Source organism: Paractinoplanes ferrugineus, assembly GCF_016862195.1.
GTDB lineage: Bacteria > Actinomycetota > Actinomycetes > Mycobacteriales > Micromonosporaceae > Actinoplanes > Actinoplanes ferrugineus.
In genome coordinates this window covers 111,296-123,564 of the sequence record NZ_BOMM01000009.1, presented here as the reverse complement: position 1 = coordinate 123,564, position 12,269 = coordinate 111,296, and the positions used below count along the sequence as shown (strand labels likewise).

Annotated in this window: 12 protein-coding genes; 6 read left to right on the top strand and 6 right to left on the bottom strand. The window is 70.3% G+C overall.

What is annotated here, in order from left to right; all coding sequences use genetic code 11:
* Positions 1 to 29: 29 nt before the first annotated feature.
* On the bottom strand, positions 30 to 470 hold the full coding sequence (locus Afe05nite_RS07065) for a response regulator (protein ID WP_203816153.1): 441 nt from the start codon (positions 468 to 470) through the stop codon (positions 30 to 32).
* Between the two features lie 55 nt (positions 471 to 525).
* Positions 526 to 927: a DUF2750 domain-containing protein gene (locus Afe05nite_RS07060; RefSeq protein ID WP_203816152.1), complete on the bottom strand. Its 402-nt coding sequence runs from the start codon at positions 925 to 927 to the stop codon at positions 526 to 528.
* A gap of 183 nt (positions 928 to 1,110) precedes the next feature.
* On the opposite strand from Afe05nite_RS07060, the gene Afe05nite_RS43625 reads away from it, so the two are divergent.
* The gene (locus Afe05nite_RS43625; RefSeq protein WP_239117627.1) at positions 1,111 to 2,274 is read left to right on the top strand and encodes a collagen-like domain-containing protein; all 1,164 of its coding nucleotides are present in this window, start codon (positions 1,111 to 1,113) and stop codon (positions 2,272 to 2,274) included.
* Between the two features lie 556 nt (positions 2,275 to 2,830).
* On the opposite strand, the gene Afe05nite_RS07050 is transcribed toward Afe05nite_RS43625, so the two are convergent.
* Together Afe05nite_RS07050 and Afe05nite_RS07045 are read right to left on the bottom strand one after the other, a co-directional pair.
* The gene (locus Afe05nite_RS07050) at positions 2,831 to 4,054 is read right to left on the bottom strand and encodes a hypothetical protein (protein WP_203816151.1); all 1,224 of its coding nucleotides are present in this window, start codon (positions 4,052 to 4,054) and stop codon (positions 2,831 to 2,833) included.
* A 152-nt stretch (positions 4,055 to 4,206) separates the two neighbouring features.
* Complete coding sequence (locus tag Afe05nite_RS07045) at positions 4,207 to 5,187, bottom strand: magnesium and cobalt transport protein CorA (RefSeq protein WP_307835628.1); 981 nt, start codon at positions 5,185 to 5,187, stop codon at positions 4,207 to 4,209.
* A gap of 298 nt (positions 5,188 to 5,485) precedes the next feature.
* Here Afe05nite_RS07045 and Afe05nite_RS07040 point away from each other — a divergent pair, with 298 nt between their 5' ends.
* From Afe05nite_RS07040 to Afe05nite_RS07025, 4 genes are all read left to right on the top strand, one after another.
* Positions 5,486 to 6,463, top strand: a complete 978-nt coding sequence (locus tag Afe05nite_RS07040) for a helix-turn-helix transcriptional regulator (RefSeq protein WP_239117617.1) — start codon at positions 5,486 to 5,488, stop codon at positions 6,461 to 6,463.
* A gap of 161 nt (positions 6,464 to 6,624) precedes the next feature.
* Positions 6,625 to 7,158 (top strand): riboflavin biosynthesis intermediates N-glycosidase, encoded by a 534-nt coding sequence (gene ybiA / locus Afe05nite_RS07035; protein WP_498371338.1) that lies wholly within the window; start codon positions 6,625 to 6,627, stop codon positions 7,156 to 7,158.
* A 5-nt stretch (positions 7,159 to 7,163) separates the two neighbouring features.
* Positions 7,164 to 8,006: an LLM class flavin-dependent oxidoreductase gene (locus Afe05nite_RS07030; protein ID WP_203816148.1), complete on the top strand. Its 843-nt coding sequence runs from the start codon at positions 7,164 to 7,166 to the stop codon at positions 8,004 to 8,006.
* 94 nt (positions 8,007 to 8,100) lie between these two features.
* Positions 8,101 to 8,856 (top strand): SGNH/GDSL hydrolase family protein, encoded by a 756-nt coding sequence (locus Afe05nite_RS07025; RefSeq protein ID WP_203816147.1) that lies wholly within the window; start codon positions 8,101 to 8,103, stop codon positions 8,854 to 8,856.
* 38 nt (positions 8,857 to 8,894) lie between these two features.
* On the opposite strand, the gene Afe05nite_RS07020 is transcribed toward Afe05nite_RS07025, so the two are convergent.
* Positions 8,895 to 9,446 carry a GNAT family N-acetyltransferase gene (locus Afe05nite_RS07020; RefSeq protein WP_203816146.1) on the bottom strand — a complete coding sequence of 184 codons (552 nt, stop codon included), beginning with the start codon at positions 9,444 to 9,446 and terminating at the stop codon, positions 8,895 to 8,897.
* A gap of 25 nt (positions 9,447 to 9,471) precedes the next feature.
* Here Afe05nite_RS07020 and Afe05nite_RS07015 point away from each other — a divergent pair, with 25 nt between their 5' ends.
* Complete coding sequence (locus Afe05nite_RS07015) at positions 9,472 to 10,935, top strand: beta-N-acetylhexosaminidase (RefSeq protein ID WP_239117616.1); 1,464 nt, start codon at positions 9,472 to 9,474, stop codon at positions 10,933 to 10,935.
* 13 nt (positions 10,936 to 10,948) lie between these two features.
* On the opposite strand, the gene Afe05nite_RS07010 is transcribed toward Afe05nite_RS07015, so the two are convergent.
* A complete protein-coding gene (locus tag Afe05nite_RS07010; protein ID WP_203816144.1) occupies positions 10,949 to 12,145 on the bottom strand; it encodes a cytochrome P450 in 1,197 nt (398 codons plus the stop codon).
* Between the last annotated feature and the right edge of the window lie 124 nt (positions 12,146 to 12,269).

The window sequence follows — 12,269 nt, the reverse complement described above, 5'->3', positions numbered from 1 at the left end:
GTGCTCCCCGTACCCCGTGGTTGCCGCTCCTATGCGAGCGGACGCTCCCCGGGCAGCGTCGCCACCTCGCGGTAGAACCGGTCGATCTGGCGCACGGTCGATTCGAAGTCGTCAAGACCGAACGGCTTGGTCACGTACGCGTTGGCCCGCTGCTGATAGCTCGACACGATGTCCGGCGCTGCCCCCGACGTCGTCAGTATCACCACCGGGATGGCCTTCAGCTTGTCATCGGTCTTGATCGCGGCGAGCGTCTCGCGGCCGTCCATGCGCGGCATATTGAGGTCGAGCAGGATCAGATCGGGGCGGCGCGCCTCGGCGAACTTGCCCTCGCGACGCAGATAGTCGAGCGCTTCGCGACCGTCGGCGACGCGCTCGACCGTCGTGGGTCGCTCCGACTGCTCGAGCGCCTCGGAAATCATGAGGGCATCGGCGTCGTCGTCGTCCACGACGAGGATCTGCAGATTCCGCACGGGCCGTCCCCTTTGTTTGCTGTGCCGCAAGCATAGGGGCCGGTTTCCCTCCGAACTACTCCTGAGCAGTATGAATTAGCGTCTTCTCGGTAACGGTCGCCGACCCCTCGATCTCGGCGAACCAGCGCAGCACCTGACCCGGTGTCAGGTCGTAGCCGGTGGCGCGCGCGCCGGCCCAGTTCACCCCCACGAGCAGTCCGTCGTGTTCGAGACTGACCATCCAGTTCGACAGCCAGTCCTCGAGCGTGATCGGCACGACCTCGAACCCCTGAAACGTCACGACGTGCTTGACGACCAGCTGGGCCCGGGTCGCCTTGGACCAGAACGGGACGGCTCGCCGGCCGCCCTCCTCGTCGGCGGGTGCCGGATATCCGGCGGCGTCCCGGATGGCGTAGACCCGGCCCTCCTGCGCCACCTCGCGGCGGAACGCGGCCCGGTGGGCTCCACTGAGCGACATGAGGTCTCCCGTCAGTCATCTGTTCGGCCGATTGACCACTAAACATTTTGTACAGGAAAGAGTAGATATGACCGAAACGCGCCCAAAAAGCCCACCGCCCTTGGCAGGTTGCCCATAGTGTCCGTTTCGCCCGAACAGTCTCTCGGCTGCGGGCAGTCCGAACAGCCCATCGGAGGATTTGTAATGAAGAACAGTCGGCGAATCGGAACGATGGTCGCCCTGGCGACCGCGTCCGTCGGGATGGCAGCGGCCACCGCGACGACGCCCGCCGAGGCTGCGACCCGGGGCCCGCAGCCGGTCTCCACCTGGCTGCGCGCAGTTCGCGCCCACACCGACAGCGTGGTCAGCATCAACTGGCGCACCGACCGGCGCATCTGTGACGTCGAGGTCCGCCTCTACGGCCGCGACGTCGACATCGACTACCGCGGTCGCCGCAACTTCGCCACCTTCCTCCGCGGCGACACCCTCCGCCCAGGCCGCACCGACACCACCCTGATCACCGTCAACCCCGACTTCGATCAGGCCGCCGTCGCCCGCTTGCGCGCAGTCATCTCGTACGACGATTGCTCCCGCCGCGCCCGCACCGAATACCGCTCGTTCATCCTCACCCTGCCCGTCCTGCTCAACAACACCCCGCCCGGCCAGGGCGGCTTCCCCGGCGGCCCGGGTATGCCGGGTGGCCCCAGTTGGCCGGGTGGCCCGGGTGGCCCGGGTATGCCGGGTGGCCCTGGTATGCCGGGTGGGCAGGGTACGCCGGGTGGCCCTGGTACGCCGGGTGGCCCTGGTACGCCGGGTGGCCCTGGTACGCCGGGTGGGCCGGGCGCGCCGGGTGGCCCTGGTAAGCCGGGTGGGCCGGGCATGCCAGGTGGTCCCGGTAAGCCGGGCCAGCCGGGTATGCCAGGCCAGCCGGGTATGCCGGGCGGCGGTGGTCAGCCGGGCGGTCCCGGTAAGCCGGACATGCCGGGTACCGCCGGCAAACCGGATATGCCGGGTATGCCGGGCACCCCGGTGAAGCCGGCTGATGGGGCAGGTCCCGCAAAGCCGGCTGATGGGGCCGGGCCCGCGAAGCCGGGGGACCCGGCGGGCAAGCCGGGCGACGTGACCGAGCCTTCGAAGCCGGGGGACACGGCCAGTAATGGCAAGCCGGGTGACGTCACTGAACCCGCCAAGCCAGGTGACACGGTCGGTAACAGTAAGCCGGGTGACGCTGCGGGGAACGGCAAGCCGGGCGATGCGGGTGGTGACGGCAAGCCGGGTGACGCTGCGGATAACGACAAGCCGGGCGGTGATGGCAAGCCGGGCAGGCACGGTCGCGGCTCGGACACCGGGAAGCCGGGTAAGGGCTGAACCTGCGGAATGCGGAGGTGGCTTTCGCGCGGCGGCTGGGAAATGCTGGCACGGAAGCCCGCCGCGGCTGGAGAGACAGCGCCGGAGAGAACAGCGCCGAGATGGCGCTGGAGCGATAGCGCTGAGATACCGCTGGAGCGATAGCCCGGTGGGTTGGTCAAGCGCTTGGCCCACCATGGAAAAGCGCTTTCCCATCTGGTATTTCAATGGAGACGGCTTGTCTACTCCGGCCGACCTGCACTGAACCGGCGACGGTGGAAAAGCCTGGAGCGGCGGTCCGCGGAACGTGCAACTGGCTGCGGAAACGTCTGACCGAATCGGCATCTCGGCGAGTGTGCGAAATCGGCAAACGGGGCGATCGGCCGGGTTTCACCTCATAGGCTTCGGCTGGCGCCGGGCGTTGTTTCTACGCGGTGGATCGGGCGGTATCGAGGATTATTCCAGGCGGCGGAGATTGATTCGCTGACCTCGTTCTGTGCCGGCTGGTCGCCGAACACATAAAAAGGGATGCGCCCGGCCGGATGGGGGGCAGTGCCGGCCGGGCGCAGGTCCTGATCTATCGGTGGGCGAGGATGCCCGCCGGATTTGTGCAAACCACGTCGAGGGCCCGGGTGATCAGCTCGGGGTCGTAGGTCGAGGCGTGGAACGTGGCCTCCAGATGCAGGGCCCCGTCCAGCTCGCTCGTGGTCAGCGTGATGCCTTCGGGGTCACTGTGCGTGGGTACACTTAGGTTTGCTCTTGACCCCGCGTCTACGGTCCAGGGCAGGTCGGACAGCAGGTCATGACGGCCCTGGTTGCTCAGAGTGAGCCGCGGACGGGGCGTGGTGGAGATCTTGCTCGGGTACGGGCCGGGCGTGCCGGCCTCACCGGTCACCGCGATCCGGGCCGAGCGCCGCAGCATCATGCCGAGCACCCGGCCGGACGCCAACTCGGCCTGGAGGGTCTCGTGCACCGAACCCGGGTCGGTGAGATCGCGTGGGCTCAGGCGTACGCCCATGCTGAAGTTGCTGTCGACCCGGGCGTTCCGCGCAAGATAGCGGCGTGCGTCGATGTGTACGACGGCTCCGCTCAGATCCGGGTCGAGTCCAAGATCGCGCAGCGCGGAAACGAACGCCGCGAACGTGATCGCGGTCGTCGTGACTCCCGGTGCCGTACGGTCGCGCCACTGCCGGATGTGCCGGAGGATCTCGCCGGACCGGTCGCTGCGCTGGGTCAGCTGCGGCGCCCAGTCGCGCAGCTCGGCGGCGGGGGAGACCGGGGTCGCCACCTCCCGGGCGGGCCACAGGCCGAACCGCTGCCACCAGGTCTTGACCAGCTGGTAACGGATGTGCCGGTGGGCCGGCGGGAAGGTCGCGGTGCGGCCCTCGGCGGCCGCGCGGACAAGCTCGTGGACGAGTTCGTTGACCGGCTCGGCGTCACCGTAGGCGTTCGAGACCTTGAACGCGACGTAACCGGCGCCGACGACGATGCGCAGCGGGTAGGCACCGCGCGGCTCGGCCTGCAGGCGGCTCGTCGCCTCGTCGAAGTCGACGGTCCAGTCGCCGAGGTCGCTCACCGCCGCACCGGCGTGCAACGCGAACGCCTCGGCGTCCAGGTGCTCCCAGCGGGGGCCCGCGCGGTCGAGCCGGGACACGACCCGGTGCGTGGGGTCGGCGGCGTGCAGGCCGATGAGGGCGGCGCGCATCCGTTCGGCGGTTACGCCGTAGAACGGTCCCACGGTCCGGATCGTCTCGTAAGGCAGCCGCGACTGCTCGCTTGCCGTCAGATCAGTAGCGGACATCAGCCCTCCCTCCGGTTCGATACACGGTCGACCCGTGATCAACGCTAATTACTCGGAGTGAGGGCATCTACGGGAGAGCGGGTGGGATCTCCGGCGCTGTCCGGAGTGGATCCGGCGAATAGTGGTAACCGGCTGTGACCGTTCGGTTGATCTCAGAGCCATCCGGACCGTTTGAGCCGCCAGTACAGGCCGCCGCAGATCACCACGATCGCCCCGATCACTATCGGATATCCGAGGTGCGAGTCGAGCCCCGGCATGTGGCTGAAGTTCATCCCGTAGATGCCGGCGATGACGGTCGGGACCGCGGCGATGGCGGCCCACGCGGCGATCATCCGCATGTCGTTGTTCTGGTCCATCGACACCTGCGCGAGGCGGGCCTGGAGGATCGAGTTGAGCAGGTCGTCGAAGCCCGCGACCCGATCGACGGCGCGGGCGAGCCGGCCCTGCACGTCGACGAAGTAGGGCCGCAGGCCGACCGGCACATCCGGCTGGTCGAGCAGCCGGCCGAGGGGCTCCTGCAGCGGCAGCACCGCCCGCTTGAACTCGACCATCTCCCGTTTCAGCTGGTAGAAGTGGGCGATCTCGGGGGAGCGCTTCGGCACGAAGGTCTCCTCCTCGAGCCGTTCGAGGTCGCGTTCCACCGCCCCGGCGACCTGGAGGTAGTCGTCGACCATGCGGCCACCGATCGCGTACGCCACCGCCCACGGCCCGAGCTTGAGCACCGCCGGTCGTTTCTCCAGGTCCTGCCGCACCGCCCAGAGCGCCCCGGCCGCCCCGTGGCGCACCGAGATGACGAACCAGCTGCCGATCAGCAGGGTGACGTCGCCGGTGTCGACCACCTCGGAGGTCGCGGTCAGCTCCTCGTGCTCCACATATCGAGCGGTCCGCAGCACGATCCGGGTCACGTCCCCGATCGTCTCGAGCGCCGGCCGGTGCCCGCCTTCGACACTCTGCTCGACGAGCAGCTCGTGCAGTCCGAACACCTCGGCGATCGAACGCATCGTCACCAGGTCGGGTTCATGCAGCCCGAGCCAGACGTACGTCCCCCGGCGCCGGGCGACCCCGGCCGCCTCGGTGTAGTGCACCAGCCCGGCCCGCCGTGCGCCACCGGCATAGACCGCGCAGTCGACCACCGCATCGGGGTTTCGTCGCCGTTGCCGCGGGGTTGCCCGCTCGGGCCGAGGATTGATCCCTTCGATGAGCCGCCCGAGAGCCCGCGGAATGATCTCCGCCGTCCCACGCCGCCGCCACCCGAACATGCACCCCTCCACCTGCCGACGCCGCGAGGCTCGACGTTAGCGGCCACCCGCTCGAGCGCCCCGCCCCCACCCCGGCGTTTCCGGCCCGGCCCGCGCGCTGAGCAAGCCACGGGTTGCGGACGCGGGAGCGATGCGGACAGGTTCTGGCCGCATTGTGGTGGACTCTGGGGTCATGGCCAACACCAGCGCGCGCATGTTGCGTCTGCTCTCGCTTCTGCAGACGCACCGCTACTGGCCCGGCGCCGAACTGGCGGATCGGCTCGAGGTCAGTCCGCGCACCCTTCGCCGGGACGTGGAGCGGCTGCGCGACCTCGGCTATCCGGTGGACGCCAACCGCGGTGCCGCCGGCGGCTATCAGTTGCAGGCCGGTGCCGCGGTGCCGCCGCTGCTGCTGGACGACGACGAGGCCGTCGCCATCGCGGTCGGGCTCCGGACCTCGGCCGCGGGCGCGGTGGCCGGCTTCGAGGAGATCTCGGTCCGCGCCCTCGCCAAGGTCATTCAGCTGCTCCCACCCCGGCTGCGCCGCCGGATCGACGCTCTTCAGGCGGTGACCGCGCCGGGCGTCTTCGGTGGCGGGCCGACCCTGGACGCCGAGGTGCTCACCACCCTCGCGCTGGCCTGCCGGGGTGAGGAACGCCTGCGCTTCGGCTATGCGGCCCGTGAAGGCGAGGTCTCCGCCCGCCACGTGGAGCCGCACCGGCTGGTTTCGCTGGGGCGGCGGTGGTATCTGATCGTCTGGGACCTCGACCGCGCCGACTGGCGAAGCTTCCGCGTCGACCGGCTCACCGATCCCGCCGCCACCGGAGCCCGGTTCCGTCCGCGCGAACTCCCCGGCGGCGACCCGGTCACGTGGCTGCGCTCCCGGATAGCGGCGATCCCCACCCGCCATGACGTTTCGATAGTTCTTCATTGCCCGGCTGAGCAGGTGCGAGGCGCGGTCGGCCACTGGGGCGTGGTGGAGCCGCTGCCAGCCGGTCAGGGCGCCGGGACGGAGGGGGCGAGCTGCCGACTTCGGATGAGTGTGGACGACCTGGGCTGGCCGGTGATGGTGCTCGGGGTGCTGGGGGTCCCGTTCACCATCGAGTCTCCGCCGGAACTGCGAGATCGCGCCCGCGCGGCGGGCGAGACCCTGCTGCGCGGCACCGCCTGACGGGTGTCTCCGAACCGTGGTCAGGCTTTGGACGGATCGGCGCCCCCGTGGCGCCGATCCGCACGCAGAAGCTATCGGGCGCCTACGACAGATTCCCGTACTTCATAAGTAAGATCTTATATAAGAATTGTCGAAAATGCTGACCCGGCAAGATGGAGTCCGTGGATGTCGACGAACTGATCGCAAACCCGAAGAAGCGTAAATATCTGTACTTCTGGGGGCATCAACCACAACGTGACGGCAGCGTCGGGGCCGGCTGTCTCAGCCAGTGGTGGCCGGTCGAGTTCACGGTGGACGGGGTCACCTTCCGCAGCGCCGAGCACTACATGATGTGGCGCAAGGCGATGCTCTTCGGTGACCGGCGGATGGCCGAGCGGATCGTCGCCGCCGGGCACCCCCGGGACGCCAAGATGCTCGGGCGCGGGGTGGCCGGCTTCGACGAGAAGACCTGGGTCGAGCACCGCTTCGCGATAGTGGTCGAGGCCGGCCGGGCCAAGTTCGGGCAGAACGACGACCTGCGCGCCTGGCTGTCGAAGACCGGCGACCGGGTGCTTGTCGAGGCCAGCCCGACCGACCGGGTCTGGGGGATCGGCCTCACCGCGACCGACCCACGGGCGGCCGATCCGGCGCGGTGGCGCGGCCTCAACCTTCTCGGCTTCGCGCTGACGCGGGCCCGGTCCGACCTGGCAGAGTAGGCGCCATGACCACCGTCGGTGCCATCGCGCTCCCGCAGAACCCGCCGGAGAGTCTCCGCGCCATCGTCCGGGCCGCCGACTCGGCCGGCCTCGCGGAGCTGTGGCTCTGGGAGGACTGCTTCCTCGCCGGTGGGGTCGCGGCCGCCGGTGCCGCCCTCGCCTGGACGGAAAACCTCAAGATCGGCATCGGCATCATGCCGGCGCCGCTGCGCAACGTGGCCCTGTGCGCCATGGAGGTGGCCGCGCTGAGCCGGATGTCGGGCGGCCGTGTCCTGCCGGGCATCGGCCACGGCGTCCAGGAATGGATGGGCCAGGTGGGTGGCCGCCCGGCGTCGCCCCTCACGCTCTTGCGGGAGTACGCGGGAGCGCTGCGCTCCCTGCTCAGCGGCGAGACGGTAGGCACGGACGGCCGGTACGTGAAACTCGACGGCGTGAAGCTGGACTGGCCGCCGCACTCGGTGCCGCCGATCTTCGTGGGGGCGACCGGCCCGAAGACCCTCGCGCTGGCCGGCGAGGTCGGCGACGGCACGATCCTGACCGGCGGCACCTCCCCGGCCGGGGTCGCCGAGGCGCTGCGGCACATCGCCGGACCCGCCTCGCACGAGCTGGTGGTGTTCGTGCCGGCCGCGTTCGGCCCGGCCGGCCGGCGGCGACTGCTGGAACAGCAGGAGCGCTACGGCATCGACGTCCCGGGTGTCGCCGGCTCGGCCGAGGAGATCGCGGCGGGACTGCGCGAGTTCGTCGACCACGGGGCCACCAAGGTGATCCTCCAGCCCACCGTGGACGAACCGGATCCGGTCGATTTCGTGGTCCGGGTCGCCGCGGAGATCAGTCCGCTGGTCGACTGACCGGGCGACGCCCGTCACGTGTCGCCGCGTTCCGCCCGCCCGGTTGGATAGCCTCGGGCGGCGGTGATCACTGCCGCTGTCGAATGGAGGAAACGTGACGCGGTTCGTGGCGATCGGCGACAGCTTCACCGAGGGTCTCGGGGACACGCTGCCGGATGGCACCGAGCGTGGCTGGGCCGACCTGGTCGCCTCCGGGCTGGCCGCGGGACAGGACGAGCCGGTCGAATACGCGAACCTCGCCATTCGTGGGCGCCTGCTCCAGGCGATCGTCGACGATCAGCTGGAGGCCGCCCTGGCGCTCTCGCCGAAGCCGACGCTGCTGTCGCTCAACGGAGGCGGCAACGACATGATGCGGCCCGGCAGCGACATGTCCCACCTGGTCGCCCTCACCGAGAAGGTGCTGCGTCGCTGTGCCGACGCCGGCGTCAAGGTGTTGCTGCTGGCCGGCGCCGACCCGTCGGCCCGGCTCCCGTTCGGCAGCGTGATGCGCCGCCGGGCCGAGGCGCTGACCTCCGGGGTCGCCCAGTTCGTCGGCGACTACGACATCACCTTCGTCGACGTCTTCCACGACGAGGAGATCCGCCGGGCCGGTTACTGGTCGCCGGACCGCCTGCATCTCAACTCGAACGGCCATCGCCGGGTGGCCGGCCTGGCGCTGACGGCGCTCGGCTATCCCACCGAGGCGCACGTGATCGACGCCGACCTCGACGACCGTGGCGGCCTGCTGAGCGAGGCCCGCTACTACCGCGAGCACGTGCTGCCGTGGCTCAACCGCCGTCTGCGAGGCCACTCGTCCGGCGACAACCGCACCGGCAAATACCTCGACTGGACCCCGGTCAAGGTCGCCTGACCGCTCGCCCCGCGGCGGGTCGGCCGAACGGGCCGGCGTCAGGCCGGGGTGAGGGCGCGCAGGCGCACATAGTCGTCGTGCCAGATCTCGCCCACTCGGAAGCGCTTCACGCCGATCACGTCGAAGTCCTGCTTGGCGTAGAACTTCGCGGCCCGCTCGTTGCGCTGGTTGACCCCGAGCCAGCAGTACTCCGCCCCGGTGGCGGTGGCCGCCCGCAGCGTCGCCGACATCAGCGCCGACGCCACCCCGGAGCCGTGCCGCTCCGGGGCCAGGTAGAACTTGCTCAGCTCGATGCTGCCCTTGCCGCCGACCGCCGCCGCCACGGTCGCGGCCACCTCGGGGTCGGCGATCGGACCGCCGATCAACATCGAATAGCCCACCGGCACCCCGTCCTCCTCCGCGACCAGGATGATCCGTGCCGGGTCCGCCAGGTAGCCACGGAAACTCTCGGCGGACAGGTGCGCGGCGACGAACGCGTCGATGTCGCTCTGCGCCGTGCCCGGTGGACACGCCAGACCGAAGGTGCGGGCAGCGAGGTCATGCAGCAGGCCGGAGTCGGAAAGCCCGGCCCGACGGGTGATGATCGACATGAAAAGACAGTTTAAGGTTCCTCGGGTGCGCGCAACCTTGAGACGGCTCGGTGACGTCATCCCCCTCCCGGTCTCGGTGCGGCCCGACGCGGCCGCGAACTTCCACCTGTCTCCCACGGTCTCGGTGAGCGCCGTGCCGGCCGCCCGCGACATCGCCGAACAGCTGGCTGAGCTGCTGCGGGAGGCCACGGGCCACCCCGTTCCGGTGACCGGTGCCGACGGCTCGATAAGGGTTCTGCTCGAGGGGCCCGACAGCGGGGGCGGCGACGAGGCGTACCGGATCGAGATCGCCCCGGCGGAGGTGACCCTGGCGGCCGCGACCACCCGGGGTCTGTTCGCCGCCGTCCAGACGCTGCGGCAGTTGCTGCCGGCCGCGGGTCAGCGGGCGGAGATCCCCGGCGGCACCATCGAGGACCGGCCGCGATTCGCCTACCGCGGCACGATGCTCGACCTGGCCCGGCACTTCTTCACGCCGGCCGAGATCAGGTCCTACCTCGACACGGTGGTCCGCTTCAAGATCAATTATCTGCATCTGCACCTGACCGACGACCAGGGCTGGCGCCTCGAGATTCCCGGCTGGCCCCGCCTCACCGAAATCAGCGGCGGCGAGGGCACCGGCGTCGACGGCGCCGGCGGCGGCTTCCTGACCCGGCGGGAGTACGCCGACCTGGTCGCCTACGCCGAGAAGCGCTTCGTCACGATCGTCCCGGAGATCGACCTCCCCGGCCACGTCAACGCCGCCCAGGTGGCCTATCCGGAACTGACCGCCGACGGAAACCCGGTCACGCCGCGCACCGACGACGAGGTCGGTTACAGCTCGCTGAGCGCCGACCGGGAGGAGACGTACGCCTTCGTCGAGGACGTCATCCGCGAGGTCGCCGCCCTGACCCCCGGCGAGTTCCTGCACATCGGCGGTGACGAGGCGTTCTCCACCCCGCCCGAGGACTACCGGACGTTCATGTCCCGGGTGCTGCCGTTGCCCGGCAAGTACGGGAAACGCGTCATCGGCTGGCACGAGATGGCCGCGGTCGACCTCCCCCCGGCGGCGGTGCCGCAGTACTGGCGGGTCGAGCCGGCCGACGACGGCGTGGCCCGCGCGGCGAGCCGGGGGCACCAGGTGATCATGTCGCCGGCCGACCGCAGCTACCTGGACATGAAATACGACAAGGACAGCCCGCTCGGCCTGGACTGGGCCGGCGTGGTCGGGGTGGAACGTTCCTACGACTGGGATCCGGCCGACCGGCTGCCCGGGGTGGGGGAGGAGTCGCTGCTCGGGGTCGAGGCCCCGCTCTGGTCGGAGACCCTGCGCTCGCCGGCCGACGTGCAGTTCATGGCCCTGCCCCGGTTGTGCGCGATCGCCGAGATCGGCTGGACCCCGCGGGGGGCCCGGGACTGGCAGTCGTTCCGGGCGCGGCTGGCCACGTTCGGCCCGCGCTGGACCGCCGAGGGCCTCAACTTCTACCGCTCCCCGGAGATCGACTGGGAGTGATCCGCCGGGTGGGTCAGACCACGGCGATGCGCGGGCCGGACGACACCCGGGCCGGGATCCGGGACAGGTCGATCGACAGGTTCTGCGGCGGCAGGTAGTAGTCGAGCCGGGCCAGTCGCTGGGTGATCGTGCTGAGCAGGGCGATCGTGATCTGCTCGCCGGGGCAGCGGTGGCCGGTGCGGGGGTCGCCGCCGCCCTGCGGGATCAGCTCGAACGGGCCCACCGGCCGGTCGAGGAACCGCTCCGGCCGGAACCGGTAGGGCTCGGGCCAGACCCGTTCGTCGTGGTGCTGTCCGTAGACGTCCAGCAGCACCATCGTGCCCTGCCGGATCGGCGTCCGCTGGAAGTGCAGGTCCTGGGCGGCCAGCCCGCCGAGGAACGGGACGAACGGGTAGAACCGTCGCACCTCGTCGGTGCACGCCAGGGCGTACCGATCGTCGTCGGCCACCCGTTGCCGGTGGCCCGGCCAGCGCTCCAGCGCATGCGCCGCGAAGGCCACGAAGTAGCTCACGGCGGTGGCCGGGCGCACGATGTTGAGCAGTTCGACGGCGGCGGTACGGGCATCCATCAGGTAGCCGTCGGCCGTGTGGTGGGCGATCGCGGACAGCGCGTTGGGAGACGGCTCCTCCCGGCGTACGTCCTCGATGAGCCGGGCCAGCCGGCGTTCCTGCCGCCGGCGGGCCAGCCGGGCTCGCGCCTGGCGCGGGCCGGCCGTGGCGAAACCGTCGACCATCGCCACGAGGTCGGCGGCCGGGAGCACTCCGTCCGGTATGCCCACCCAGCGGCGCACGGCCTCGGCGATGACCTCGGCCGTCTCGTCGAAGAGCGAGAACGGTGGTCCGCCCCGCCGGGCGTCGACCGCTTCGTCGAACGCGGTGCCGACGTGTTTGGCGAGCGTGTCGACGCCGTCTCCGATGAGGAGCGAGACGAACATCGCTTTGCGTAGTTCGTGGGCGTGCCCGTCGAGGGTGTGCACCGCGCCGCGCCCGAACAGGGTGTCCAGCACCATGCCCGGGATCGCGTCGTGCCGCTGGATGTGGCCGGCCGCGTAGAAGAACTGAGCCGCGGCCGGGCCGCCGATCGCGACCGCGGGCCGGCCCATCAGCCGGATCGGCGCGGGCTGGCCGTGGGTGCGGCGTCGGAGATCCGGCAACCAGGCATATCCCTTGATCGGGATGGCAGCCGTCTGGTCGCGCAGTGCCGTGGCCATCCGTATCCCCTTCCGTGACCGCCCGGAGCCGGTGCGCAAGACTTTCTTAATTCTTCCCGCCACCGGACTCCGCGTCTGGGTTTTCTGGCGGTAGGCCGTTCTAGGCTGTGCCCGGTCCTGTTCG